Source organism: Nostoc sp., assembly GCF_036917355.1.
Classification (GTDB): domain Bacteria; phylum Cyanobacteriota; class Cyanobacteriia; order Cyanobacteriales; family Nostocaceae; genus Nostoc.
Map to the genome: position 1 here is coordinate 25438 of NZ_JBALDP010000028.1, position 24750 is coordinate 50187.

General features: G+C 41.5%; 22 protein-coding genes. 10 read left to right on the forward strand and 12 right to left on the reverse strand.

Features of this window, described 5'->3' with window-relative positions; genetic code table 11:
- Positions 1-83: 83 nt before the first annotated feature.
- The 5 genes from V7K53_RS08280 to V7K53_RS08300 form a co-directional block, all read right to left on the reverse strand.
- Positions 84-1349 carry a pilus assembly protein PilB gene (locus tag V7K53_RS08280; RefSeq protein ID WP_335197072.1) on the reverse strand — a complete coding sequence of 422 codons (1266 nt, stop codon included), beginning with the start codon at positions 1347-1349 and terminating at the stop codon, positions 84-86.
- A gap of 132 nt (positions 1350-1481) precedes the next feature.
- On the reverse strand, positions 1482-1703 hold the full coding sequence (locus tag V7K53_RS08285; RefSeq protein WP_335197073.1) for a hypothetical protein: 222 nt from the start codon (positions 1701-1703) through the stop codon (positions 1482-1484).
- A gap of 20 nt (positions 1704-1723) precedes the next feature.
- A complete protein-coding gene (locus tag V7K53_RS08290; protein ID WP_335197074.1) occupies positions 1724-2911 on the reverse strand; it encodes a HetZ-related protein 2 in 1188 nt (395 codons plus the stop codon).
- Between the two features lie 1201 nt (positions 2912-4112).
- A complete protein-coding gene (locus tag V7K53_RS08295) occupies positions 4113-4460 on the reverse strand; it encodes a carbon dioxide-concentrating mechanism protein CcmK (RefSeq protein ID WP_012409276.1) in 348 nt (115 codons plus the stop codon).
- 81 nt (positions 4461-4541) lie between these two features.
- Positions 4542-4853: a BMC domain-containing protein gene (locus V7K53_RS08300; RefSeq protein WP_335007084.1), complete on the reverse strand. Its 312-nt coding sequence runs from the start codon at positions 4851-4853 to the stop codon at positions 4542-4544.
- 303 nt (positions 4854-5156) lie between these two features.
- Here V7K53_RS08300 and V7K53_RS08305 point away from each other — a divergent pair, with 303 nt between their 5' ends.
- Positions 5157-6050 (forward strand): alpha/beta fold hydrolase, encoded by an 894-nt coding sequence (locus tag V7K53_RS08305; protein WP_335197075.1) that lies wholly within the window; start codon positions 5157-5159, stop codon positions 6048-6050.
- Positions 6051-6285: 235 nt separating this feature from the next.
- On the opposite strand, the gene V7K53_RS08310 is transcribed toward V7K53_RS08305, so the two are convergent.
- From V7K53_RS08310 to V7K53_RS08320, 3 genes are read right to left on the reverse strand one after another with little or no spacing between them, the layout of a single operon-like run.
- On the reverse strand, positions 6286-6675 hold the full coding sequence (locus V7K53_RS08310) for a tautomerase family protein (RefSeq protein ID WP_335197076.1): 390 nt from the start codon (positions 6673-6675) through the stop codon (positions 6286-6288).
- A gap of 28 nt (positions 6676-6703) precedes the next feature.
- A complete protein-coding gene (locus V7K53_RS08315) occupies positions 6704-7342 on the reverse strand; it encodes a hypothetical protein (RefSeq protein WP_335197077.1) in 639 nt (212 codons plus the stop codon).
- Between the two features lie 2 nt (positions 7343-7344).
- On the reverse strand, positions 7345-7977 hold the full coding sequence (locus tag V7K53_RS08320) for a ParA family protein (protein ID WP_194044647.1): 633 nt from the start codon (positions 7975-7977) through the stop codon (positions 7345-7347).
- A 235-nt stretch (positions 7978-8212) separates the two neighbouring features.
- On the opposite strand from V7K53_RS08320, the gene V7K53_RS08325 reads away from it, so the two are divergent.
- The 4 genes from V7K53_RS08325 to V7K53_RS08340 all read left to right on the forward strand — a co-directional run bounded on the left by V7K53_RS08325 (position 8213) and on the right by V7K53_RS08340 (position 12667).
- Entirely contained in the window at positions 8213-9604 is a 1392-nt protein-coding gene (locus tag V7K53_RS08325) for a cytochrome P450 (protein ID WP_335197078.1), read from the forward strand.
- A 51-nt stretch (positions 9605-9655) separates the two neighbouring features.
- A complete protein-coding gene (locus V7K53_RS08330; protein ID WP_335197079.1) occupies positions 9656-10423 on the forward strand; it encodes a hypothetical protein in 768 nt (255 codons plus the stop codon).
- Between the two features lie 77 nt (positions 10424-10500).
- Complete coding sequence (locus V7K53_RS08335) at positions 10501-10908, forward strand: helix-turn-helix domain-containing protein (RefSeq protein ID WP_335197080.1); 408 nt, start codon at positions 10501-10503, stop codon at positions 10906-10908.
- A 112-nt stretch (positions 10909-11020) separates the two neighbouring features.
- Entirely contained in the window at positions 11021-12667 is a 1647-nt protein-coding gene (locus tag V7K53_RS08340) for a hypothetical protein (RefSeq protein ID WP_335197081.1), read from the forward strand.
- A 65-nt stretch (positions 12668-12732) separates the two neighbouring features.
- Here the strand turns inward: V7K53_RS08340 and ccmS are convergent, their stop codons facing one another.
- Positions 12733-13161, reverse strand: coding sequence for a beta-carboxysome assembly chaperone CcmS (ccmS, locus tag V7K53_RS08345; RefSeq protein WP_292740741.1), 429 nt, complete (start codon positions 13159-13161; stop codon positions 12733-12735).
- Positions 13162-13199: 38 nt separating this feature from the next.
- The gene (locus tag V7K53_RS08350) at positions 13200-15008 is read right to left on the reverse strand and encodes an ABC transporter ATP-binding protein (RefSeq protein WP_335197082.1); all 1809 of its coding nucleotides are present in this window, start codon (positions 15006-15008) and stop codon (positions 13200-13202) included.
- A gap of 335 nt (positions 15009-15343) precedes the next feature.
- Between V7K53_RS08350 and V7K53_RS08355 the strand changes: the two genes are divergently transcribed.
- From V7K53_RS08355 to V7K53_RS08365, 3 genes are all read left to right on the forward strand, one after another.
- On the forward strand, positions 15344-16192 hold the full coding sequence (locus V7K53_RS08355; protein ID WP_335197083.1) for a prohibitin family protein: 849 nt from the start codon (positions 15344-15346) through the stop codon (positions 16190-16192).
- Between the two features lie 178 nt (positions 16193-16370).
- Complete coding sequence (locus V7K53_RS08360) at positions 16371-16787, forward strand: DUF1824 family protein (protein ID WP_335197084.1); 417 nt, start codon at positions 16371-16373, stop codon at positions 16785-16787.
- A 72-nt stretch (positions 16788-16859) separates the two neighbouring features.
- Positions 16860-18788 (forward strand): ABC-F family ATP-binding cassette domain-containing protein, encoded by a 1929-nt coding sequence (locus V7K53_RS08365; protein ID WP_335197085.1) that lies wholly within the window; start codon positions 16860-16862, stop codon positions 18786-18788.
- Between the two features lie 296 nt (positions 18789-19084).
- Here the strand turns inward: V7K53_RS08365 and V7K53_RS08370 are convergent, their stop codons facing one another.
- Positions 19085-19369: a peptidase gene (locus tag V7K53_RS08370; protein WP_335197086.1), complete on the reverse strand. Its 285-nt coding sequence runs from the start codon at positions 19367-19369 to the stop codon at positions 19085-19087.
- 401 nt (positions 19370-19770) lie between these two features.
- Here V7K53_RS08370 and V7K53_RS08375 point away from each other — a divergent pair, with 401 nt between their 5' ends.
- Entirely contained in the window at positions 19771-20229 is a 459-nt protein-coding gene (locus V7K53_RS08375; protein ID WP_335197087.1) for a DUF4363 domain-containing protein, read from the forward strand.
- A gap of 399 nt (positions 20230-20628) precedes the next feature.
- Here V7K53_RS08375 and V7K53_RS08380 read toward each other — a convergent pair whose 3' ends face one another.
- Positions 20629-20850 (reverse strand): hypothetical protein, encoded by a 222-nt coding sequence (locus V7K53_RS08380; protein ID WP_335197088.1) that lies wholly within the window; start codon positions 20848-20850, stop codon positions 20629-20631.
- A gap of 168 nt (positions 20851-21018) precedes the next feature.
- Between V7K53_RS08380 and V7K53_RS08385 the strand changes: the two genes are divergently transcribed.
- Positions 21019-24705 carry an NB-ARC domain-containing protein gene (locus V7K53_RS08385; RefSeq protein ID WP_335197089.1) on the forward strand — a complete coding sequence of 1229 codons (3687 nt, stop codon included), beginning with the start codon at positions 21019-21021 and terminating at the stop codon, positions 24703-24705.
- The last annotated feature ends 45 nt before the right edge of the window (positions 24706-24750 follow it).

Sequence of the window (24750 nt, forward strand, 5' to 3'; positions counted from 1 at the left end):
ATTTGGAGATGAATCTCTAAGCTTTATCAGTCTAGGATTCCATTACAACATAACAATTATGTATGCTAACGAAATCAGCGTTTTCACCTACTGACTGATGATTTACTCTTTGTTGGTATATTGCTATCTAGTGCCAGTATTTTGATCTGTTGGTCTAAATTTTTCACTAATTGATTCAGGGTAACTAAAGCCTCTAATTGCTGAGAATCAAGGCTAGGATTCAGTAAAAGTCGTTCTTGTAGTTCATGTAACTTAATGCTTAGTTGCTGAGAAATTCCTAAAGCATCGCGGCCTATACGCGTCAATTGTTGTTGTTGATAGAATTTTAATGCTGCTCCCCGCAATACTTGCAGTGTTGCCTCTTCGCCGTAGATTCCCGGCATGACTCGCAAGCGTAATAATAAGCGATTTTTTTGATATATGTATTCCTTTTCTACTTGTTTTGGTTCTGCAATCGTGGTTACAGGCAGGAAAGCAAACCGCTTTAATTCATTCAATACTCCTTGAAAAACTGAGAGCGGCAGTTTGTCTAATACAGACTGTAAAACTCCATTGTCACTCCACAGTATTCTGCCTTCGTAAGCTTGTCTTTCTAAGTACAGCCGACCAATTCCCCCAGCCAGGATTCGCCCTAGTAATTCTTCTAGTAATTTTTTCGGTGGTAGTGTTGTTAGCAACTCAATCGGACTCAGTAGTTCGGAAGTTTGTGTGAGAAAAATAGGTAAATTGTTTGATGATGTGGCTTCAGAATCCTCTCCTAGTTGAGTTGTGGAAATAGGGGTGAAGAACATCGTAGTTTGAGATGATTGGTCTAACTCTGGGATAGGAGGCAAGTCTACCCGCTGCCCAGAATTTTGACGCTTTTGTGTCTGAAACACCATCAATACTGGTTGTTGATTTGATTCCTCGGCATCTAAGGAAGGACTAGGTATGTCAGCAATCGTAGCTGGGCTATTTGTTGTGGGAAAGTCCACTGTTGGCTGATGCACTTGTTGGGCATCTAGCTGAGATATATTCTTATGGTTGAGGTAGGCTGATAGTATTCTGCGGTGAGCATCGGCTGCGATTGCCTCAATCACCATTGTGCAATTGATAGAAGACAAAATGCGACCAACGTAATCTAGGGCTTCGCTCTCTTGTGGATGAACCATGCCTAACAAGAGGTTTTTGTCTTGTAATCCAAAGGGCAAAATTTGGTGGTAGAGGCAAGCTTCAAAGGACAAAAGATGATCGATTAGGTGGAATATTTGTTCGCGATCGCCTTCTTGCTCCCACTTAGTTTGAGTGGCAGTTAGCATTTGCTGTCTATTTGCTGCTGTATCATTTAGTTCGCCCTTTGAAGACAACATAGATTTGATTCGTTGGTGTTTACTTATATTTTGCCTCTAATTCAATAGGTAGTTAATAAAGATACTTTGTTAGATTGTTAAAATTTCAATTATATATACTTAAGTAAATGTAAGTAGAAGATGAATTTTAGATTAGAGACTGGGGATAATACTGAGGATTGGGCAAAAGAGTGCTGTTAGCGGATAGCTAGGGTTGAGCCAGTGCTGAGTTTTATTTATCTCCTTGTCCCCTTGTCTCCCCTGCTCCTCCGTTACAGAGCGTAGCCTTACCACTTGCCTACGGCACGCTCCGCGAACGTGGAAGCAAGCTACGCGCAGCGTCTCGTAGAGAAGTGCTACTTCCCACTCCCCCATGCTCCATTTCCCACTACAGGCTACTCTTGGGTTCTTAAAGCTTGGGCTGTCAGATAGACTTTCGTCCATTCGCCTAGCACTTGATGGGTTTTGAGTTTTAACTGTTCGGCTATGGCTTCTATTGAATTACCCTCTTTCCGCAAAGCTAAAATCTGCCGACCCAGAGGAGTCAATTTTTCATCAAGTTGCTCCCATTGGTTTTGTGTTAATCCCAAGTTGTGTTCTTGCAAAGAAATTGAGAGCCAACTTTCCACGAGTTCTGGTTTACCTTTGAGGGCAAAAACACGCACAGCATGATAACTAATTTTTTCTCGTAGTCGATATACCTCTTTAGTCTGCTTATTCAGTTTCTGGGCGATGTCTTCCTGGGACTTACCTTGCAGATAAAGTCGTAGCCATTCCACTGCATCTGTTCCCAGATTTTCTTGTAAATAATCTTCAAATTCTTTTTGTACTGACTGGCGCAGCCCTTGTTGTTCCTCTAATTGTTGTGCTTCTTGATATTCTGCGATCGCCTGACTATCGACTAAGTTCACTCGATTGTCACTGTCGTCTGTAAGAACTTCTTCTGAGACTAGGCGAACCAAATCACGTCCTGGCACTTGGGTTAAACCACCGCGCTGAGTGCGACGCAAATAATTCACAAATCGGTAAGCTAATAGGGGTTGATTCCTTACTGGCCGCAAACAATATTCTTCTAAACTGGCAAATAGCAGAGCATCTCCCAATCTTCTATCGGTTGTATATTTGGCAATATCAGCCATTTGTTGTTGCATCTGGCTGTCGTTTTGGAGTAACTCTTGGAGTACTTCTTGTAATACATCCATTACACTACGCTGGCGATCGCGGCTGAGGGAAACCCAAGTCTGAATCTTATTCCGTAATGTTACTAAACTCCCCAATCGGGTTATCAAGTTGCGATAAGCACGTTCTCGCCCCAGCCCCAAGTAGCGTTGACGTAAAATCCTCCAGCGATATTCCATCGCTTGCTTGGCGATATCTAGTTCTTTAGGATTGTACAAATCGAACCGTTTTGAGTCAGATCCCAACAGCCAGAGAATAATGCTTTGCCTTGCGGCTTCATTTTGGTCTGGACATTCCACAACCAAGCGCTTTTGCCAATCTAGAGCCAGTTTTTCCACATCTATTGTCATAGTGAGATTGCATTCCTCGAAACTCAATTTTGAAGTTTGCATTACAACCCCCATTCGTCCCACCTAATTGTTTAACTGGCAGCTGCCCCAGATTTCACGAATTTCATGAATTTCATGAAAATAGCTCAGTGATTCTACTTTTATTACGTCTGAATTCATTAGAATTATGCAGAAATTTCTATATTGATGTTTTGCTTTTACTTTAAAAAGCCCAAAACCAATATATATCAAGCATTTGGGGTATTATGCCCACTTCAACTTTTTGTAAAGTTATGTGTTTTAGTTGAGAACAGAAATCTGCTTAAAGTGGGGAGGATACACTTTTTACAAAATGGATCGGGTAAATCTGACATTTTGTATGTAACAGAGCCGAGGAACGAATATAATTTAACTCAAATTTGGACGTTATTCCACCAGTATAAGTTTCATCCCTGTACAGACCCTTACGTAGTAGGAATATTTAGTTGAATCTCAATATCCTTAGTGTTAATGAGATTTGGCCCTGGAAAATTCCCTAAGTGCTCTGATAAATTGGCTTAATTCTCTGCTTTTCAAGGAGGATTGGGCTTTAGCTGAATCGTGTTCAGTCAATTTTTGCGATCTTTTATGATTTTATTAAGTACATATACGGTAATTAGAGTTTTAAGAGGTTGTTTGGTAAGTCGTTGTATAAAATCTTGGATAAATACTATCGCCATAGTGTGGAATTAGCGCTCTTCTATGACTTTGGAGAGAGAATAATCCAAGCGATTAGAAATCGCGGCTACACAAACAAAGTCCGCCTCCACGGACTAACGCCAAAATAAGGTTTCAAATTTAATCTGACGAGAGTAATAAAAGAGCGTGAGTCTCAGTATCTTATGTAGCGATGTCTACGATGGTCACGTCACTTTGTGGAAGCAAGCGTCTCCTAGAGAAGTGCGGGCTACGCCTACGCTATTCTAAATAGTAGGAATTGATAGGCAAATTTCTCTTTTTTAAACTAGCTTCAGTCACAACTACACCTTTCATATTGGTAAGTTATTCTTAAAAGTTTTATATTTCTACAAATGAACAGTCAACAGTCAATATTGGTTTTGACTATTGACTCTGACTGTTGCTTTCGCTCTGCTTCAAAATTCAACTTATGCAAAATCTAAAAACAGAAGGAATGTAATCCTCTAAAGTTTTGATAGTCAGAAGCCTGACAAAAAACTTCTTTTTAAATTCATTTATGGGAAGTTTTTGTTTTGAATTCCCCCGCAGGAAGTTAAATCTATCGATTGTTCGATCTAACAATGGGATTTTCTACAGATTCTCGATAACCTTGGACTTGTTCTGTATAAGCAATTGGTAGAACAGCTTCAACGTTTTCATGGGGACGAGGAATAATCACCCAAGATTCAAGTGTACCGCCATAAACATTTTCTGCGGCTTCAACACCGGCAGCCATAGCGGCTTTTACTTCAGAAACATCACCACGAATATTAACTGTAAAACGAGCGCTACCTACTCTGATATAACCAACAAGGGTAACTCGACCAGCTTTTACCATAGCATCTGCTGCTGCTAGCACCGCAGGAAAACCTTTAGTTTCAAGTGCTCCAACTGCCTGTAATGACATTATTAATCTCCTGTATGAACAAACTGGGGGCTACAAGTTAATTGTACGAAGCTTCGCTACAGATTTTGATAGCAAAATTGCTTAGAAGATGCGGAAAGGTTCTGATTCTTCAGTGAAATGGATTGGTAATATGGTTTCCACATTTTCTGGGGGATTGGGAACGATGTAGTGGGTAATTACTGTACCAACCTTTACTTCCTCTCCAGCGGCGATTCCGGCTTCAACAGCTCTATTTACTTCAGAAACGTGTCCCCGGACGGCGACTAGCAAGCGAGCACTTTCCGCTTGACCATAATACACAATTGTGACTGCGGCAGCTTTGACCATTGCATCTGCTGCTGCTAAGACACTCGGAAAACCTAAAGTTTCAATTACGCCAACCGCCATTGGCATGGCATTAGCTCCTGGATTAAGGGATAAGCGATTTTAATTGTACGTGGCTTTAGTCCCCATTTTGACATTTTGGAAAACTTTCTTTGATGCCATATTTTTTTTGGAGAGTAGAGAAGCGATTAATTGTGTCTGTCCTGTAAGCGATTAATCGCGTCTGTTGGGAGTTAGAATATTTTGATATTCCCTTACTTATGTTTTATATATATATTACAAATAATACTTTAGCATCTTAGGTTGTGTAACTTTATTGTTTAACAAAATCAATTATGGGTGGAAGCAAGCTAGTACGATAAACTGAAATTTATGTTTCCGAATTTTCTTCCTACGGCAGTTGAGCAACTCACAGAACCTACTTCGATCGCACTAGCTCAGAGTATTCAAACAACTGCGATCGCTACTCCTTTAACTAATCAAGCAGTTACCACAACATTTGTCAAGCAAGGGTGTGGTGGAACTCCAATTTTATTAATTCACGGCTTTGACAGTTCTGTATTAGAATTTCGGCGGCTTTTGCCACTACTTTCTGAAGATAATGAAACTTGGGCAGTAGATTTATTGGGTTTTGGATTTACAGATAGACTTTCAGGAATTGCCTATAGCCCAACTGCAATTAAAACCCATCTTTATTATTTCTGGAAAAGCCTAATTAACCAACCTGTAATTTTAGTAGGTGCTTCGATGGGGGGTGCAACGGCGATTGATTTTACCTTAGCTTATCCAGAAGCAGTCAAAAAGCTGGTGTTAATTGATAGTGCGGGATTAGCGGGTGGTTCGCCATTGAGCAAATTCATGTTTCCACCATTAGATTATTTAGCAACTCAGTTTTTGAGTAATATGAAAGTGCGCGATCGCGTTTCCCGCATTGGATATAAAAATCAAACTCTTGCCTCTATCGATGCGTTATGTTGTGGAGCATTACATTTACAAATGCCGAGTTGGCATCAAGCTGTGATTTCTTTCACTAAAAGTGGTGGTTACAGTGGTTTTAGATTCACAGCTATATCAAAAATTGCGCAACAAACGCTAATTTTGTGGGGCGATTCTGATAGAATTTTGGGTACTAAGGATGCTATGAGATTTAAAAGGGCAATTCCACACAGTACTCTCACGTGGATTAAAGATTGTGGTCATCTCCCACACTTGGAACAACCACAAATCACCGCGCAGCATATTTTAGACTTTCGAGTTGAAAGATAGCTCAAGTCTCAATAATTTTTCTGTAACGGCGTGGAAAGCTTTTCAACTGTTGCTAATGGCTTCTGTCATAGCTACTATTTTTTCTTGAATCGTGTTACTTTCACCTAATTTTAGGGAATGTAGCTAGAGCGATACCTTCGGTGAGCTTCTCTACGAGACGCTTCGCGAACGCTAACGCAAACCTGTATTGTATTAAGGTGGGCATTATAATGCACACCTTACAAGCTCAAAAGATTTACACTTGCACTTGGTAATTTAGGTTTAATTCATCTCCTGTTGTTCCCCGAATACCCCAGTTGTGTTTTGGGGTTTCTGTAATCGTGATTTCTATATCTATAGGTGCAATTGCAACTTGTTCAGATAAGCGAGAAAACAACAACATAATTAGTTTCTTTTTCGTTTCAATAGTGCGTCCCTCAAACATACTAATCTCAATGATGATGTATTTCTCTGAACGTCCTAAAGGGTAGATGAAATCATCGGGTTCGAGAGGAAAGAACCGATGGATACGCTTGTCTTGAGGATATACTAGAGCTTCAACAACACAAGAATGAATTGCGTCAGAAATGGCACTGCGAGAATGACGGATAAATGAAGCAGTGCCATAGATTTTGATTTGTACCATTAATCTTTAACTGACTGATGAACTGATTCTAGTCGAGTAACCACATCTCATTAGAACTATCAGGATACTCATTCGGCTGATTTTGTGGTTGATTTTGAGCTAGTGTTTCCGATGAGCGATGTGATTTTTTGTAGTTAAGTGGATTGTAGTGGTCTTTTACCGGTTTGATCGCGTTAGTTTCTTTGACAACAAGTTTAGATTTCTCTTCTACTTTTTGTACTGCTTTTTGTTCTGCTTTTTGTTTTAAAGAATTAATTTCTTCTATAAGCTGGGAATTTGCTTCTGCAAGTTGCAGTGCTGTTTTTTTTGTCTCATCAAGTTCTTTTGTTAGCTGTTCTAGTAATGATTTTTGTTCTGATACAAATGTTTTTTGTTTAGATAATTTTGATTGCAAATCAGCAACTTCTTGTCCAAGAGATGCTTCCTTTTTATGGCTTGTTTCTAGATTACTTGTCAATTCTTTGACAGTTACTTCTAAATCAGCTTTAGTAGGACTGCGTTTAGTAGAAGTTGGCTCAAGTGGTTGTCCTAACGATTCCTCATCAGATGAAGCTTGTTCTTCGACAATTTTTTCTGCTGTAACTTCGATCGCAGATTCACCTTCTGGGGGTGTAAATTTTTGCGCCTCTTCTTGTAGTAAGTCAGAGAGACTTTGTTTCCTAGCCATTATTATTTTCTCCAATCACGCTGTAATTCATCAGCTGCACGGCGGTAGTCTAATTCCGCCTCCCGTGCGTTTCCTCCTCGCCACTGAGTAATCGCTACACCTTCCAGTGCTGCTCGTTCATGAGCTTTATAGGCACGGATGAAGGTATTACAAGTAGGAATACCTAAGCGAGTCAGAGTGTTTTTTGCTTCTTGTGCTTCCCCCAGACTGCGCGTATCGACTTTGGTGAGCAATACCCGATGGGGAGTTCCCACAGGGATGACGGCTTCCTTAACTGTTTCCACGAGGATTGCTAAATCCATTGCAGATGGGGGTGTCGGCAAAACTAGATAATCTGCGATCGCAACTACCGCCACTAATGCTTCAGAGCGCAGGGCGGGAGGTGTATCCACCACTACTAAATCGTAACCTGTTATCTTTGCTAAATCACTTAAAAGTGCGGGATCTGTTTCTTGAGATAAATCAAATCCCATTCCCTGCTGACTGCGCCCAAACCACCAACTGGCAGAACCTTGAATATCTGCATCAATCAGCAGCACCTTTTTTTTCTTCGCAAAGTTTGCAGCCAGATTGACTGCGGTAGTCGTTTTACCGACTCCTCCTTTACCGTTGAGAATAGCGATGATTTTTGGCACTGCTTACTTCCGATGCTGCCTCTTGAGTGCTGAGTTAGGAGTGCTGAGTGCTGAGTTAGGAGAGACGCGATTAATCGCGTCTGTACAAGAGTTATTATTATCCTCTTTGTCTTCTTTTCAGTTCCCAGTTTCCAGTCTCTAGTCCCCAATCATGAATATACCGCTTTCTGTAACCTTAAGTAACATGAAAAGTCGTAACAATAAAATTCAGAAGCCATCAACTCCACAAAATTCTATGACAACTACTTACAATTTGCCCGATGGGCCTCAAATGCCGCGCTGGCTGCGGATGATCAAGTTTATTAGTCAGCCAGTGAAATATGTGGATGATTTTGCCCAAATCTACGGTGACACTTTCACGATCGGGAGTAATCGCTCTGATAACCATCTAGTATATTTTAGTCAACCCCAAGCACTTGAGCAGATTTTTACTGCTGACTCCAGGCATTTTGAGGTTGGGAGGGGGAATACAGGGCTAAAATTTTTACTTGGCGATCGCTCCTTTATGTTAGCGGATGGCGATCGCCACCAGCACCAGCGGCAACTATTAGCTCCTCCCTTTCATGGCGAAAGAATGCGGGCTTACGGTGAGGAAATTAGGGAAATCACCCGACAGGTGACTAATGAATGGCAAATTGGCAAGCCTTTTAAGATCCGTGAGTCGATGCAAGAAATTACCTTGCGTGTTATTTTACGGGTTGTATTTGGTTTGAATGATGGACAGCTGTTTGAGGAGCTGAGGCGATCGCTAAGTGACTTACTAGACTTCATCACTTCGCCTGTAATGTCCAGCGCCTTCTTTTTCCAGTTCATGCAAAAAGATTTCGGTGCGTGGAGTCCGTGGGGCTGGGTTCTGCAACAACGGCAAAAAATCGATCGACTGATTTATGCTTTACTTCGAGAACGTCGGGCTGAACTCGATCGAAATCGCCAAGATATCCTAAGTTTGATGATGGCGGCTCGTTACGACGATGGTCAAGGGATGTCAGATGAAGAACTACACGACGAATTAATGACGCTGCTAGTTGCGGGACATGAAACTACCGCTTCAGCATTGACATGGGCTTTTTACTGGATCGATCGTTTACCAGAGGTGCGTGAGAAGTTGTTACAGGAACTCAACACCATTGGAGTTAACGCTGATTTGAGTAGTGTAGCTAAATTGCCTTATTTAACAGCAGTTTACCAAGAGACATTGCGACTTTACCCAATTGTCATGACTGCTTTCCCGCGGATTGTGAAAACCCCAATTACAATTATGGGCTACGAACTGCGAGAGGGAACGGTAATAATCCCTAGTATTTATTTAGCGCATCATCGGGAAGAAGTTTACCCACAATCCAAGCAGTTCAAACCAGAACGCTTTTTAGAAAGACAATATTCACTTTATGAATATTTACCCTTTGGTGGCGGTAATCGTCGCTGTATTGGGATGGCATTTGCCCAGTATGAAATGAAAATTGTCTTGGCAACTGTTTTGTCGGAATTTCAAGTTTCGCTAGTGAATAAACGTCCCGTGCGTCCTGTGCGCCGTGGGTTAACTTTAGCTGCACCAGCCGGAATGCGGATGGTTGCTACACCTCAAGTTAAGCGTGCGAATACAATTGCTGCCTCTAGTTTAAGTTGATTTACTTAAGTGAAGCTATGCTGAAGGCAATAACTTTTATTCTCTAACAAGATGAGCAGATCAAATAATAGCTGGGATGACTATTGTGTACGCTACCTAGCAGCGCTGGGAACTGATTTAGGTGATGAAACTCTAAAAAGTTTATGGTCTGAGACTAGGCAGCATTTTTTAAGTGCATCTGAAGAAGATATCAATTGGTTTATACAAGCACTTGGAGATGAACAACGTAAATTGTTTGTTGTCTTCATGTTCAACAAAGTAACTAAATCTGTTCCTCAGTACCTTAAAAAAGTGCTGTTTTCTCCTCTAATTCGCGCTGCTGTCTATGAAAGAAATCCCAGCTTTAATCGTTCATTCGTAGAGCCATGTGTTATTGCTTTCGGTCATCGTCTCGTCAATGAAGCTTTGCTAGAGTTTGTTGAGCATGGATCAAATTTTGAGAAAGCAGGGGCGGTAAACGCCCTATATTGGGCACAGGTTCCCTTACGCTTTGATAGAGAAGTTCCCAACTTTAGCAAAGAGTACGCAACACCAGAGTCACAGGCCGCTTATGACGCCGTAGCTGATATTCAGCTACGCAAGCGTTGCCTATTTCTTAGAGAGTTCGTTAAAAATTCTAGCGTCGAAGTACGGCGCAGTATTATTCCTAGTCTTGTACTAGATCCGTTACTTTATCCTGATGAACTTAGACATTTTATACCAGAAGCGATTGCGATCGCTAAAACTCATTCTGATAGTTATATTCGTCATCGTATCGAGGTACAGTTAGGGACAGAAAATTTACTCCAGCCATTACCCCCGCGAAATTCCAACCATTAAACCTGAAAACTTACCTGGAATTACTCTGAAAGAGGGTGATTCTCTTGCTTGTTGGCAAGTTATTTATAATAGTAAAAATGACTCCTGGAACACCTGTTATTAAAACGTATATTGAATTACTCAAATCTTTTCCTCCTCGTCCCGTAACTTCCGAGGAAGAATTAGTGGCTACGCAAGAAGTCATTGATTCCTTGATTGATAAAAGTGAATTAACACCAGATGAACAAGACTATCTCAATGTTTTAGGTACTCTGGTTTATGAGTATGAACAAAAACATCATTCTATACTTGATATTCATGGCGTAGAATTACTTCAAGCAATGATTGCCGAATTTGGTTTGCGACAGAAAGACTTAATTCCTATCTTTAAAACCGAGTCTATTGTATCTGAAGTCTTGAGTGGACAAAGGAAGCTAACAGTTAACCATATTCGCAAACTTGCGGAGTTTTTTCATATTTCGCCTGCTGCTTTTTTTGAGTCATAAGAGGGAAAACTTTACAGATCCTTATCGCGTATGGACTTGACAGAAAGCTAACTGATGTAGCAAGATTCATTTAAGTCCCTTTCGTCCCACATCTCGCAGTGGGTAGGAGGCAATGCATGATTGGCAGTATTTCTTTAACCACGATCGCAGCAATTTAAATCAAGGCACTTACCGCATCTTTGAGCCGGAGTGGAAAGCAGAGATTCTCCACTGGTTCAGCCAAAAGGATGTAGATAAGCAGCAGAAAGAAGATTTTATTCAAGCTTTAATAGATTTTGATGACGGTTGCGGCGATTTTTATCGGTATCGCGCCTATTTTTTGGCGGCTGAGGCTTTATCCCAGTTCCCAGAATCTAGTTTGGGTGATGCAATTGTAGAACAACTGCTCAAATGGAGTTACGCCTATTTTCGGCAAGATAAGCGAGATTGGCAGATACTACCAAAATCATTGGTGCAGACAGCTAGAAAAACGCTGGAATTAACTGACAGAAAACGGGTAATTGCTGCTTTTGTCCATTTGGTTCATACTACAGAAAGTCGTTCGATTCTTAGAGTTGCAGCCGAGAAGTTAGGAACATTCGATCCGGGTAATAAAAGTGCGACCGCAGCTTTATTACTTCTAATGAAGCAAGATAAATATGACTATTGGTGGTTTGGAATTGGTAGCTCAGGGAAAATTGGCTATGGCAATGAAACTGCAATCGCTTCTTTAATCCAATTTATTAAGATGAAGCCTGATGAAATTACAAATGAGTGGTTGACTTTAGAAGACATATATCAGAGTGCGATTACAGCTTTAGGAAAAATAGCTTATGGCAATGAAACTGCGATCGCTACCCTAATTGATTTTATCCAAAAATACAAAGATGACGTGGTTTCTTCATCTGCGGCTGCGGCTTTGTGGGATATTGATCCAGGTAATCCAATAGCATTAAATACTTTAGTCCAGATTCTCGAAACTACCGAGAATACATATTTGCTTGATATGTCTGTTAGATATTTGATGGTAATTGATCCAGGTAACAAAGCTGCAATTACTATTTTAACTGAGAGAATTAAAACCACTGAAAATGAATTTTTCCGTTGTAAAGCTGCTTTATGTCTAGGAAAATTTGATTTAGGTAATAGAGTAGCAATCACCACTTTATCCAAAATACTTGAAACTTCTGAGGAGAAATGGGTGTATTTTCATGCAGCAGATATACTAGCACCAATTAATGACTATCAGCAGCAAATAATTAACGCCATGTGGAAAATGGTTAATTTAAAAGATGAACGTACATCTCTAAATGCGCTCTTTATCTTGCTGAAAATAGATTCTAATAATCAACAGGCGTTTGATAGTCTAATTCGGCTATTGAACACTACAAAGCATGAATCAATTTTGACAAGTGCTGCTTATAGCCTACAACAATTTAACCTAAGTAGAAAATTAGAAGCAGAGAAGCTAAATGAACTAATTGCCGTCTTTATAAGATTCATTCAAACCCATCATTATCTTGAAGTTGAGGAAGATGAAAATGAAGATTTATTTCCTTTGGAGTGGCTATCCTATGAATCCTGTCTTTTAGATATAGCTGATGATTTGATAAGCATCATCCAAAGCGAACATTTACCACAAGTAGTCATAACCCTAAAAGACTATCTAAGTAAACAGTTCTACAAAAGCAATTCATATCGCTACGAAGCCGTGTTTAACATCATCTGGCATTGTGCCGAAAATCTAACTTACCCAGATTTTCACAAAGCAATCAACTAAACAAAAAGCGCAGAGTTCTTATCTTCCTCCGCGTACCTCTGCGCTTCCCTCCGCGTCCCTTTGCGTTAAAAAACAATCTCCTCCCTCATCCTCTCTTCCAGTACATCCAACAACCCATCCACATCCTTCCCAACTTCCTCAAAACAAATCGGTGGCGCTGGTTCCGGTGCAAACTGAATTAACTTAATTTCCCCCTTCCCAATCCCAATCATCACAACTTCCACATCCGGCTTGTGATTCTCCACAATTCCCAAAATTTCCTGAAGCCGATTCTCAACTCTAATATTTAAATTCTCTATCTGTTCTTTCGGACAATAAACAAAATGCGGCGTTGGTTGCAAATCAATACCAACAGTACCCTGACTGTCACCATTTGCTAACCACAATCCCCAAAACAGCGCCGCCAACTCTTGCTGATTTGCTTTGACAAACTTATCCAACTGGCGACGCCACTTAGTATCACCTGATTCTGGTTGACTATTACCAAAAAACATAAATCATTCGTAATGAAGACACAGACAATAGGCGAAACTTATCTCAAACCTGACTGTACACGCCAGAGGCCGGAATAAATCCCGTCTTTCTCCAGCAATTGCTCATGGGTTCCCGACTCTACTAATTTCCCATGTTCCATGACATAAATGCAATCGGCATTGCGGATGGTGGAAAGACGATGAGCGATCGCAATTGTAGTTCTATCTACTGTAATCCGTTCTAGCGATCGCTGGATTGCCGCTTCTGTCTCATTATCCACTGCCGAGGTTGCTTCATCTAAAATCAGAATTGGCGGATTCTTTAAGACGGCACGGGCGATCGCAATCCGTTGTCTTTGTCCACCAGATAACTTTTGTCCTCTTTCCCCCACAATTGTCTCATAACCTTCGGGCAATTCAATAATAAATTCGTGTGCCTCGGCTATCTTCGCCGCCGTGATGATTTCTTGCTCTGTAGTCTCAAAGCTACCATAAGCAATATTCTCCGCTACAGTGCCATGAAATAGAAACACATCCTGACTCACCAAACCAATGCAGCGCCGTAAATCTTTTAAATTCAAAGTTTGCAAGTCAATACCATCGACAGTAATATTTCCAGCTTGCACTTCGTATAACCGTAACAATAGTTTGACTAAAGTGCTTTTACCAGAACCGGTAGAACCGACAATTGCAATAGTTTTCCCCGCCGGAATATCCAAAGACAGATTTTTAATCACTGGAAATCTATCTTTATAGGCAAAATAAACATTGTTAAATTGCACTTCCCCGCGTACTTCATCCACAGGTAAAGCTACATCACCTGTATGAATGGCGATAGGAGTATCCAATAAATTCATGACTCGATTAGTAGAAGCCATTGCCCTTTGATATTGATCAAAGGTTTCGCCTAATCTAGTTAAAGGCCACAGCAATCGCTGGATTAAAAACACTAATACGCTGTAAGTACCTACAGACATGGCTCCAGAAACCGCTGCCATCCCGCCATACAAAAGTAATGCCGTGAACCCCACCAAAATCAGCATCCGAATTAACGGGACAAAAGCAGCAGAAAGAGTAATTGCCTTAGAGTTACTGTGACGATAAGCGTCACTATCTAATTCCAAACGATAGGCTTCATAAGCTTCAGATGTGAAGCTTTTAATAGTAGTAATTCCGCTAATATTGTTTGACAACCGCGAATTGAGAAAACCTACTTTTTCGCGGACATCAGCATAGCGAGGCGCGAGTAGTCGTTGATAGGCAAAAGAACCCCAAAGAATGAATGGCATCGGTGACAAAGCCATCCACGCTACACTAGGAGCCAGAATAAAGAAAGCAGCGCCAATAATTAGAACCGTTGCAGAAACTTGGATAATATCATTCGCTCCTCCATCCAAAAACCGCTCTAATTGGTTAATATCATCACTGAGGATAGACATTAAACCGCCAGTGCTGCGTTCTTCAAAATAAGCCAATTCCAACTCTTGCAAATGTTTGTATGCATCCAAACGCAAGTCATGCTGAATATTCTGAGCCAAATTCCGCCAAAGTCGAGCGTAGGCGTACTCAAAAACCGATTCTAATATCCAAATGACAACAGTCAGGAAGGAAATAATCAAAAATTGTTGAAAGACATCCCGTACCCCTAACTGTGCAATTATGGAATCCTGTTGCTTGACTACCACATCCACCGCCACGCCAATTAAGCCGGGTGGTGCTAAATCGAAAAATTTATTGAGGGTAGAATAAGTAGTCGCCAGCCAAATTTGTTTACGATACTGGTGTCCATACTCAAGCAAACGCTGGAGAGGATGCGCCGAATGTTTACGCTTTCTTGATGCCCGATGAGATTTTAATGCAGTAGCCACGGCTTTTTGCGATTTCGTGTCACTGATATTAACACGGAACAAAGTCTTGAGTCCTAAGTCCTGAGTCTGAAGATTGATTCAGACAGACTAGTGAGAAACTAGTAACTGAGCAATACTGCTCGGTTAAAGGGAAAAGGTAAAGGGGAAAAGGAGTAGAAGGCTCGATATATAAGGTTTTTTCCCTTTTAACCTTTTCCCTTTCCCCCTTAACCGATAAGTATTGAGTAACTGAGTTTATTCAAGGACTGGCGGCAGGGGAGCAGGGGAGCAGGGGGAGAATAAAAAATGACCAATGACCAATGACAAATGACTAACTAAATATTGGAGAAAGGAATTTGAAAAATCAGCAATTTGGTAATTGGCAAACCACAGTTTTCGGAATTGTGTTAGCAATACTAGTGATTATTGGGCTAAATTCCTTTATCATTATTAACCCAGGACAAGCAGGAGTAATCAGTATCTTGGGTAAAGCCAGAGATGGCGCTTTATTGGAAGGTATTCACCTAAAACCGCCTTTTATCACTGTGATAGATGTGTATGATTTAACAGTGCAAAAATTTGAAGTACCAGCAGAGAGTTCCACTAAAGATTTGCAAAATTTATCTGCGAGATTTGCAATTAACTTTCGTCTCGATCCGATAAAGGTAGTTGAAGTTAGAAGAAAACAAGGAACATTAGAGAATATTGTATCAAAAATCATTGCTCCTCAAACACAAGAAGCATTTAAAATTGCCGCAGCTAGAAGAACAGTAGAAGAAGCGATTACTAAACGAAGTGAATTGAAAGAAGACTTCGATCAAGCGTTAGGCGATCGCTTAGACAAATATGGGATAATTGTATTAGATACTAGCGTCGTTGATTTAGCATTCTCACCAGAATTTGCCAGAGCAGTTGAAGAAAAACAAATTGCTGAACAACGGGCGCAAAGAGCCGTTTACGTAGCACGTGAAGCTGAACAAGAAGCACAAGCAGACATTAATCGTGCCAAAGGTAGGGCAGAAGCTCAAAGACTCTTAGCAGAGACACTCAAAGCCCAAGGAGGGCAGTTGGTTCTGCAAAAAGAAGCAATTGAAGCTTGGAAGACTGGCGGCGCTCAGATGCCGAAAGTCCTGGTTATGGGTAATGACTCAAAAAATGGCGTACCCTTTATATTCAACCTTGGGAATGTCCAAAATCAACCGTAAAAGGGAAGTGGGCATGAGGTAACAAGGTCTAAAATTATGGAATTTGCTCTGACCTCAGACAAATTTTACAATACATTGGACTATTTCCAATTCAAAACCTAAAATCCAAAATGGTATAAGTTGGGCTAGTCCCAACTCAAACCCCACAGAAAAACCAACCAGATAATAGTCAAAGTTTATGTCAACCCCCAATCCTCAGAATCTCACTGCCGAAGAAGCTAAAAAATTGCTGAACAAATTCAACTGTCTAGACATTGCCCCTATCCTCAACTCATCAGAAAAAGTTGTAGTTCGTAATGCCTTGATTTTGCTCGCCAAGCTTACTGATTACCAAATATTAGGAATTTGTGCTGATACGGCAGAAGAAGGAATATTGGCAATGAAAACCTATTCTCTGGCTTTGGGTTATGAACCACCAAATAATTTACTGACACCCGAAGGCCCAGTTTATATCAAATTAAATGGTAAAAATGGCTTGTGTTATCTTGATTCCTATGATGGACATCATCGTGGTGTATTAGTATCTTGCCAGTCTTATGACGAAGATGGAATCAACGAAATGTATGGACACCTTCCCTTGGACTTATTTGTATAGAAGTTTGCGAATGTAGGTAAGGCAAATACCTTACCTACTCACTAATGAAAAATAATTAATGACTTCAATCTTATGAGTATTATTACACTACAATCAGTAAAAAAAGACTTTGGCATCAAGGAAATTTTAAAAGATGCGAGCTTTAGCCTTGATGCTACCGATAAAGTTGGATTAATTGGTACTAATGGTTCTGGTAAATCAACCTTGTTAAAAATGATCGCCGGATTAGAATCGATAGATAGCGGTCAAATTTTAATTAACTCCGGTTCTAAAATCATCTATTTACCGCAGCAGCCAGATTTAGATGAAAATCATACAGTTTTAGAGCAAGTTTTCGCTGACAGTGGCGAACACATGGCTTTAGTACGCGAGTATGAAGAACTTTCTGATAAATTGGTTCACTATCCAGATGATAGTCAACTGATGTCTCGCCTTTCTGTGGTGATGCAACGGATGGATACGAGTGGTGCTTGGGAACTAGAAACTAATGCCAAAATCATCCTGACAAAATTAGGAATTTCTGATTTTGATGCCAAGATAAGTACTTTATCTGGAGGCTATCGCAAGCGCATTGCTTTAGCATCAGCTTTGCTATCAGAACCAGATGCTTTGCTCATGGATGAGCCAACAAACCATCTAGATGCTCTTTCTGTAGAATGGTTACAAAGTTATTTAAATCGCTATCGCGGCGCATTGTTTCTGATTACTCACGATCGCTATTTTCTAGATCGCGTTACCAACCGGATTGTGGAAATCGACCGAGGCGACATTTACACCTATACAGGTAACTACTCATATTACCTCGAAAAGAAAGCTTTAGCTGAAGAATCTGCTGTAAGTAGTCAACGCAAACACCAAGGCTTGTTGCGGCGCGAGTTGGAATGGCTCAAAAAAGGGCCAAAAGCCAGAAGTACCAAGCAAAAAGCTAGAATTGATCGCGCTCACGCTCTGCGAGATACTGAATTTAAACAAGTTCAGGGTAAAGTTGATATTTCGACAGTTGGTCGTCGCATTGGGAAAAAAGTTATTGAATTAGATAACGTTTCTAAGGCATACAATGGACGCACTCTGATTAATAATTTCACCTACGAATTTAGTCCAGAAGACCGCATCGGCATTATTGGCGCTAACGGTGCTGGTAAATCGACTTTAATGGATATCATTACTGGACGGGTTAAGCCAGATTCCGGCATTGCAGAAATTGGTACTACAGTTCACATCGGTTATTTTGACCAGCATTCGGAAGAATTGCTCACAGCCTTAAACGAAAATCAGCGCGTGATTGACTACATCAAAGAAGAAGGAGAATTTGTCAAAATTACCGATGGTACTCAAATTACCGCTTCGCAAATGTTGGAGCGGTTTTTGTTTCCTGGTAATCAGCAGTATGCCCCAATTAGTAAACTTTCCGGTGGGGAAAAACGCCGTTTATTTCTGTTGCGGGTTTTGATGGGTGCGCCCAATGTCTTAATTTTAGATGAACCGACAAACGATTTAGATGTTCAGACATTGGCAGTATTAGAAGATTATTTAGAAGACTTTGCCGGGTGTGTAATTGTAGTTTCTCACGATCGCTACTTTCTGGATCGCACCATCGACACAGTATTTTCCTTTGAGGAAGGCGGTAATCTGCGGCAATATCCAGGTAATTACTCGATTTATCTGGACTATAAGAAGGCTGAAGAGGCACAGCAACAGGCTGCGAATGCTAAGGAGAAGCCGAAAAATGCCGAAGTCCAAAATGGTGCAGCTTCAGCTAAGGATGGAGAGAATACCAAGCGGCGGAGATTATCTAATTGGGAGAAAAAGGAATTTGAGCAGCTGGAAGGTAAAATTGCCGAGTTAGAGGCTGAGAAGGCGGAAACCGAGAAAACGCTGGCAAATGTTTCACCGGGGAATTATAGTCAGGTGCAGAAATTGTACGATCATGTAGAAAAGCTCAAGCACGCGATCGATGTGGCGACTGAACGCTGGTTAGAATTGGCAGAGATGGAATCTTGAAATTACTAGCTAGTAAGCCACGGCGTAAATAAATTACTCATTCAAAATGAATGAAATGCTTACACTGTATTCATTTTTAATTTTTAATTCCGCTTTGGGGTACTAGGGGGGTGGCAGGGTAAGCTCATCTAATTTGGTATGATATGAACTTGATAAATTAAAGAAGATAAGGATAAAAAACGCACTTGACAACTGAGCAAGAGAGATCGCTATAACTCATAGAGGAGATATTAGCGTCACCAGTGAAATCGTTGTTGGTAGCTGCTTTCAGGTACGTTTGCCATTAGCTTCTTAGTTTAATTATTAGGGTTTTGCCGAGTTTTTTTACCAAATAAACCAGACATATTTAATCCTGTCACCAACAATCCCAAAACTCCTAATCCATTCAAAATTGGGTAGATTCCTTGCAGATGAAAGATTTCGCCTGTATGGATACTTAAGAGGAAGCTAGCTGGAACTCCTATACTCACAGACCACTCGCGGACAAAGGTTGTTAATATCCCAGTCAGCACGGTTAACATAAGTGGCACAGATAGGATGATGCCAAGGATACGATGATACTTACGAAATGAACGTTTCATGGTATTTTTCCTGTCAGTAGAAACTTTTTCCCAATACAATGTAGGCTCAATATCACCTGAAATGCAAATGAGATGAGAAAAATCGAGTCTTGTCAGACAAGACTCGAAGTCAGTAATTGGTGTGAGGAGTCTTGATAGACTCTGTTCTTAAGGTAAAGCACAGCAAGTAAAGAACTCGGAAAGAGAAGATATTGGTTCTTTCCGAGTTTTTTACCTTGATAGCATTAATATTTTTGTTCATAGTCAGCGTAAAATATGAACGCTAGTACAAGTCGGCGGAAACAAACCTACTATTTCATTACCGCTATAAATCCCAAAATTAAAGCATGAGTGACTTTTAAATTTTGATTTCCCTCTTGCGGTACTAGTCTACACAAACGAGTTTTGATGAGGAGTTTAAAATGAATCGTTTTAATCCAGTACTGATAGTTGCTGCAATCAGCCTAATGACTTTGGTTGGCTGCAATAAGAGTGACGAACCTACTGCACAGACGCCACCTGCTGGGAGTTCTATCTCTGATACAGCAGCCACTCCCGCTGCGACAACCACCCCTAGTGCAGCAGCCACTCCCGCTAAAACAACCGAATTTCAAGGTCTACAAGGTGTTGTTACCAATACTAAGGCCGCAGTTGAGGCGGGAGATTTTACCAAAGCGAAAGGGGAATTTGATAAATTTGAAGATTCCTGGTCAAAGGTTGAGGATGGAGTCAAAGCTAAATCTCCCACTACCTACAAAGAAATTGAAGACAAAGCCGATGAGATTAAGGCAGGACTGAAAGCCTCTGCACCAAATAAACCGAAATTGTCAACAGCTTTAGGGGTTCTTAACAAGGATGTCACTAGTGTTGCCAAGCCTTAAGAGCTAAATAGATAGACTGAGTATTTGTTGGCTAGTGTGCTAGTAGTACGTCAAGTTGAAATTGATGGATAAGCAAGTTTGTAGTAAGGATTTTAGTCCTGATTATTTTAAGCACTAAAGTGCTTACTACAAACCTTCAAGATTAACTTAGACACTGTGCAGAACTGGAAAAGCATCAGTTTTCTACCACTACTAAACTCAATGGTGAAGCGATTTTTGCAGTAGCAGGTGTTGTGTCAGGAGATAATGCCAGGGGAGACAAAATCAATCGAAATCCTATTTTAGGCGATCGCACTTCCACAACACGCTACTATATCTGATAAACTGCGTAGTTTACCGCACTTCGGCAAGCTCAGTGACCACCGTAGGTATCGCCTCTGCTTAACACACCCTACCATTTCATCTTTTACTTTTGAGCTTTGGAGAATCATTTTTCTCCTTTTTATCCTGCAAGCTGCGAATTTTAACCAGCACTGAAATATATTGTTGAGTCATCCAAATCAACGCCTCAATGGATGATTTACCTTGGTCAATCTGGCTTTTAGCTTGTAAACCAATCAAGAATAGTTGCATTGCCAGCAACAAAGCAATGGTTTTACCGAGAATTTGACGGACTTGCATTTGGTTATGCCCCAAAGAGTTGATAGATATAGGTTCTCTTTGGGGCTGTGTCCCTAAGCAAATACCCCAATGTCGCTGAAAATGCCTTAGAATCTGGATTACATGACTTTGGGGTGGTAGTTTCAATCTGGGGTAGCCCCAAACTTCTTACTCAATTTTTTGGATGTAATGCCACGAATTACCTATGGGCTTCAGATTCAAAAGCGAGTCAAGCGTCTGCTAGAGGCGTTGCTTTGTTTTGTCGATGGGGAATTTGAGGATGGTAACTTTAAAATTGAGTCCGACTGGAAAGAAGCAGACAGCGCTAACCCCAAGCTGACTGTACAGACTACGTTAGTCGTGTTGGAGTTGCTGACGCAAAAAGATAAATGTGCTGGCAAGTTAACTAAAACGCAAATTCGAGAAGCGCTGAATTTGCTGAAGGATTTTTTGAAGATTCTGGAAGATAACCGTCTCCAAACTCAAGGTTCTGATGACTGGCGCTTTACTTTAAAGCTATGGTCAAAGGATAGAGAGAAGAACCTGAAAGGGTTTGATGAAGCGTGGGAAAAGAAAAGACCAAAGAAATCGAAAAAATTAGCAGCCAATTCCACCCAAGATGAGGGTGTTGCTACTGTACCCCAAATTAAACTTACTCTATTTCAAGCGCCACCTTTACCCACATACTTTGTAGAACGCCCAGAGTACAGCGATGATTTAAAGGCTCGTCTTTTAAATGGTTCATCGTCTGATAGTCGCACTTTAGTAATTACTGCAATTCACGGTTTGGGTTCGGTGGGCAAATCTACTTTAGCGGCGGCTTTAGCCCATAATGCAGAAATACAATCTCGTTTTTGTGATGGCATTCTTTGGGCAACATTAGGTCAACAACCCAATGTCCTTTCTTTACTTAGTGGCTGGGTGCAAGCATTAGGAGACTATAGCTTTAAGCCTACCAGTGTTGAAGCAACTTCCTCGCATTTGCGGACTCTGCTTTATGACAAGGCTGTGTTGCTGGTGGTGGATGATGCTTGGAATACCGAAGATGCACAAGCGTTTAATTTTGGTGGTGCGCGTTGTCAAGTTTTAGTAACTACTCGTGAAGGTCATATTGCCGATGCCTTAGCAGCCAACACCTACAGCCTGGATATAATGAAACCAGACCAGGCAATGGAATTGCTGACGAAGAAATTAAGACGCGAGATTACTGGCACAGAACGTCACTCAGCAGAAAATTTAGCCAAAGGTGTTGGTTATCTTCCCCTAGCATTGGAACTCGCAGCCGCCGAAGTTGCCTGTGGTACGACTTGGAATGAACTATTGGTGGATATTCGGCAAGAAATAGCCAGATTAACAAGTTTTGACCGACCGGAAGCCGAAGAAATTACCGATGAGGCTAGTTTAAAACGCCTGAGTTTAACCGCATCATTAAATTTGAGTGTCAAGAGAATGCCACCAGAAAAGCAGCAGCATTTCTCTTGGTTAGGGGTATTGCCGGAGGATGTCAACATTAATAAGATGATGGCGGCAACGCTGTGGCAGATGGATAAGCGTGATGCTGCCAAGATGTTGCAATATTTACGGAATAAAGCATTGCTATTAACAGGAGTACCGCTTGCTGATGGTATGCCTACCTATCGCTTACATGACTTATTCCACGATTTAGCGTGTAATTTGTTAACTGCTCCCTCTGAGCCAAAGCGCCCAGGAGATTTGGCTGGGTTGGGTTTAAACCTTGCTGATGTTCACGCTGCTTTTTTAAAGAAGTATCGGCAGAAAACCCAGAATGGTTTATGGCATACTTTACTCGATGATCGTTACATTCATCAGTATTTAGTTTGGCATTTGGAAAAGGCTGGACAGTTAGAAGAGATTCACCAGTTATTGCGGGAAGAGTCTGCAACTGGAAGCAATGGCTGGTATGAAGTGCGAGAACAATTGGGACAAACTGCGGGTTACATAACGGATATTTCTCGTGCCTGGGAGTTAATAGAAGCCAATTGGACTGAATCAACCCTGTCTCAAGTTGTAAGTTTGCAGTGTGCCTATGCTCTAATTACTGCATCCATTAATAGTCTGGCAGCTAGTATAGCAGTAAAACTACTTATCGCATTGGTCAAAAACAATGTGTGGGTTCCTGAACAAGGACTAGCTTACATCCTACAAAACCCAAATCTATTTCAGAAAGTGAGTTTGCTTACAGAGCTACTCAAATATTTGCCCCCAAATCTCAAAAAACTGGCATTGCAAAAAGCACTGGCTGCTGCCAAGGCTATTCAAGATGAGCGGTATCGTGCTTCGGCCCTGAGTATCTTAGGTGACAAACTACCACCCGATTTGTTGCTAGAAGCACTGACTGTTGCAAGGGCGATTCAGTCTGAACAGTATCGCTCTTATGCTCTGAGTGCTTTAGGCGACAAACTACCACCCGAGTTGTTGCTAGAAGCACTGACTGTTGCAAGGGCGATTCAATCTGAGCAGTATCGTGCTTTTGCCCCAAGTGCCTTAGCTAATAAACTCCCACCTCATTTGTTGCCAGAAGCCCTAGCTACTGCAAAGACAATTCAGGATGAGTCTAATCGTGCCTCTGTCCTGAGTGCCTTAGCTAACAAACTGCCACCTGATTTGTTACAAGAAGCCCTGGCTGCTGCAAAGACAATTCAGGATGAGTCTAATCGTGCCTCTGTCCTGAGTGCCTTAGCTAACAAAATACCACCCGATTTGTTGCCAGAAGCCCTGGCTGCTGCAAGGACGATTCAGGATGAGCGGTATCGTGCTTCTGCTTTGAGTGCCTTAGCTGATAAAGAGCCATTGGTATTGCCAAAAGCACTAGCTGCTGCTAAGGCGATTCAGGATGAGCGGTATCGTGCCTCTGCTTTAAATGCCTTAGCTGACAAAGACTCATCAGTATTGCCAGAAGCATTGGCTACTGCCAAAGCGATTCAGGATGAGCGGTATCGTGCCTCCGCTTTGAGTGCCTTAGCTGACAAACTACCGCCTGAGTTGTTATCAGAAGCACTGGCTGCTGCCAAGGCGATTCAGGATGAGCAGTATCGTACCTCTGCTTTAAGTGCCTTGGCTGACAAAGACTCATCAGTATTGCCAGAAGCACTGGCGGCTGCCAAGGCGATTCAGGATGAGCGGGATCGTGCCTCCGCTTTGACTACCTTAGCTAACAAATTGCCACCTGAGTTGTTGTCAGAAGCACTGGCTGCTGCCAAGGCGATTCAGGATGAGCGGGATCGTGCCTCCGCTTTGACTGCCTTAGCTAACAAATTGCCACCTGAGTTGTTGTCAGAAGCGCTGGCTGCTGCAAAGGCGATTCAGGATGAGAAGTATCGTGCCATTGCCCTAATTACCTTAGCGGACAAAGAGCTATCAGTGTTGCCGGAAGCGCTGGCTACTGCCAAGGCAATTCAGGATGAGAAATATCGCGCCATTGTCTTAAGTGCCTTAGCTAACAAAGAGCTATCGGTATTAGCAGAAGCGTTGGCTGCTGCAAAGGCAATTCAGGATGAGAAATATCGCGCCATTGTCTTAAGTGCCTTAGCTAACAAATTGCCACCTGATTTGTTACAAGAAGCGCTGGTTGCTGCCAGAGCGATTGAGTCTGAATCTTCTCGCGCTCATGCCTTAAGTGCCTTAGCTGACAAACTGCCACAAATTTTACCAGAAGCGCTAGCTGCTGCCAGGTCGATTGAGTCTGAATCTTCTCGCGCCCATGCCTTAAGTGCCTTAGCTGACAAACTGCCACAAATTTTGCCAGAAGCACTAGCTGCTGTCAGAGCGATTGACAATGACGAGTATCGCACCAATGCTTTGAGTGCCTTATACCAATTTAATATGAAGCTGCATAGAATAAAGCTTCCAGGATAAAGTTGTAAGAAGAGACAGAAATTACCTGCTCAAATGTAAGTTGGT